The following is a 2,767-nucleotide window of genomic DNA, read 5'->3' on the forward strand; positions in this document are numbered from 1 at the left end:
AAGATCCCGTTATGGGCCAGCACACTTCGCTTGTCGCCACCGATCGCGAAGGGGTGACAGTTCGCGGTGGTCTGTTTGCCGTGAGTGGCGAAGCGGGAGTGAAACAACGCAGGCCCGTCCGGGAACAGCATGCGGGCCTGGGCGAATTCGGTGATCGTGATCTTGGGATCCAGCCCGTGCCCGATGACGAGCCGGTCCCCGGCGTGGACGGCCCACCCATGCCCGTGCGGATTGGCCTCGGCCCCGGCTGCGAGGGCGTCGTAGTCAGCGACGATGCTGGGCTTGATGAAGGTCAGGATGCACATGCGAGGTCCTCCTGGTTTCCGGTGGACACACCCGATCCGGTCGCGCCGAGTGCGGTCAGCTCCGCGGTCAGCGCCACGTATTCCGGTCGTGTGGCGACCCATGCGGTGAATGTGGTCCAGTCCCATCCCTGGTTTCGGGTGATGTCGTGGGCGCGCAGGGTGCGGGTGTATTCCACGGAGGCGTGGGCGAAACCGAGTGCGGCCTGGACCTGTTGGCGCTGCAGAGAGCTGGCGAAGATCCGCAGCTCGAAGGTATGCAGGGGCCGGGTGTTGATGGCGTGATAGCGCCCCCACCCGCGGCCGCCGTGCGCGAGCTCTCTTGCTTTTTCGCGGATGTCGGGATGAAAGCCCGCCCACTCCGAATCTCGCCGCCGCGCGAGCGTGCTGACGTCGTCTTCATTGCGGTAGACGAGTTTGAGCCAGCGGTAGATGTGGGCGGGTGAGTCGAAACCGGCCCGGGACAGGTGGACGTGGATGCCGACCTCGTCGTCGGTGTAGCAGCCCAGCACCCGCAACCGTGTCAGCACCGACCACGGAAACTCGGTGATCGCGTAGTCGAAACTCATCGGATGGGTGACCAGCTCGAATCCGCAGCTGATCGAGCCGTCGTGCTTGAGGTAGGCCAAACGCCCGAGCTGGTCGTTCGCGGTCTCGACCGAGTCGTCGAAACCGTGCGCCGTGGTGCGCAGTTCGAGCTCGAGGCCCAGGAACAGCGGGCCGCTGCCATGGAAGATCGGGCGCGGGGTGTACTCGGAGTCGTGGACCATCGCATGGTCGGGTCGGTAGCAGTCGTCGCAATAGTCGTCGCGGCCGCGGATGAGGGTCTCGCACCGGTCGCACTCGCGATAGTCCTGGCGGCAGTCCTCACACACCGCGCGTTCACCATTGATCGAGAACGGTTCGGCGACAACGAAGTTGCAGTCCTCACAGGTGGAATACGCTTCCGCGCAGGACTCGCAGACATCGCCACCGGAGAGGATCGCGATGTTGTAGCGGGTGTAGCGCATGCAGTCGTCGCAGACACTGAACGCCGATCGGCAACCGGCACACCGGTAGTCGTCATCAGTGGTCAACGCGTTGTCACGGACAGGCAGATCACAGCCCGCGCACAGCTCGAGATCGGTAACGCAACCCGAGCAGAACCGTTCGTGTTCCGCGGTCTCGACCAACTCCGAGAGCGGGTACCGAATGGAACAGGCCTCGCACTCGGCGAGGTCGACCAGGACAGCAGTGGGCATCGAATTCCTTCCCTGAAAACGACGAAAGCCCGCACCGACTGGGTGCAGGCTGATGCGAAAAGCGTTGTGGGCGGGCAGGTCCGTTACGTACTGGGTGTGGTTGGGGGGCGCGCAGCGGGCAGGGCGATCGATCGGTTGAGTGCGCGGTGGCGTGTGCTGCGGGCGCGGGGTTGGCGGCATTCGCAGTGCGGGAACCGGTTCTCGCAGGCGAAGCACCACCCGCACCTAATGCAATAGCGACTCACCCGGTACAGGTCGATGTCGTCACAGTTCTCGCAGACATACCGTTTGGGGTAGCGCTGGCTCAGTGGCAGGTAGCTGGTGTTCGAGTACCAGATCCCGTTGTCCCACTGGCCTTTCGATTCCCCGAACAGGTACACCTGCTGATCGAAGGCCGGGTCGACGGTGAAGATCAGCATCTTCGACGACCCCAACCAGGACTCGAGCCCGCGGAAACCGCGGTAGGTGTCGATCGACCCGAACGGCTCGGTAGGTAGGTAGTCCTCGGCGGCGATGCGGGTATCGGAACGCCAGTCATACGGCCCGGGATGCACGCGTTTGGGTAGGACTCCGTTGTGCGCCAACACCGTTCGTTGGTCTCCGGCGAGGCGGAAAGGGTGGCAGTTGTCCACAGTGCGGACGCCGTGAGTGGCATAGCGCGAGTGAAACATCGCCGGACCGCGCGGGTGCTGGGCTCGGACGCGGGCGAACAGGTCGATCACCTCGTCGGCGTTCATGCCGTGGCCGGTCACGATCGCCTGCCCGGCGATGACCGCGAACCCGTGCCCGTGCGGGTTCGACTCGGCGCCGTGCCGCAACGCGGTGGGGTCGGGGGCGACGGAGGCGGGGATGAAGGTCAGGAGGCACACAGCAAAACCTCCTGTTCACGGGTCAGGTCGGCGAGTTCGGCGACCAGGGGTGCGTATTCGAGGCGGTGGGTCAGCCAGTCGGTGAACCGGTCCCAGTCCCATCCGCCGGCCAAGATCTGGGGGATGGTGAGATCGGCGGTGTAGCGGATCGAGGCCTCGGTGAACGCCAATGCCGCCTGCACCGAGCGGGTTTCGAGCGAGCTGGCGAACACCCGCAGCTCCAGGGTGTCGCGGGGGTGCGGGTTGATCGCCTGATACCGGGGCAACCCGACCGCGTTGCGGCAACCTTTCGCAAGGTGCTTCGCGCGGGCGCGGGTTGCGGGTTCGAACGGGGCGTAGTGGCTGTTGCGCCGCG

Annotated in this window: 3 protein-coding genes and 1 pseudogene; all 4 read right to left on the minus strand. The window is 65.3% G+C overall.

The genetic code is table 11. The features are described from left to right. The coding region (locus NS1_RS38290; RefSeq protein WP_174562719.1) for a class II glutamine amidotransferase domain-containing protein at window positions 1–305 on the minus strand (305 nt) is incomplete at its 3' end. Then, on the minus strand, window positions 293–1,543 hold the full coding sequence (locus NS1_RS38295; protein WP_255284849.1) for an amidoligase family protein: 1,251 nt from the start codon (window positions 1,541–1,543) through the stop codon (window positions 293–295). The genes NS1_RS38295 and NS1_RS38290, both read right to left, overlap by 13 nt. Before the next feature lie 83 nt (window positions 1,544–1,626). Beyond that, the gene (locus tag NS1_RS38300; protein ID WP_063816394.1) at window positions 1,627–2,412 is read right to left on the minus strand and encodes a class II glutamine amidotransferase domain-containing protein; all 786 of its coding nucleotides are present in this window, start codon (window positions 2,410–2,412) and stop codon (window positions 1,627–1,629) included. Continuing rightward, window positions 2,400–2,767, minus strand: a pseudogene (locus tag NS1_RS41115) (hypothetical protein); the annotation flags it as partial. The gene NS1_RS38300 and the pseudogene NS1_RS41115, both read right to left, overlap by 13 nt.

Origin of the sequence: Nocardia salmonicida NBRC 13393 (assembly GCF_001613085.1) — a bacterium.
GTDB classification, from domain to species: domain Bacteria; phylum Actinomycetota; class Actinomycetes; order Mycobacteriales; family Mycobacteriaceae; genus Nocardia; species Nocardia salmonicida.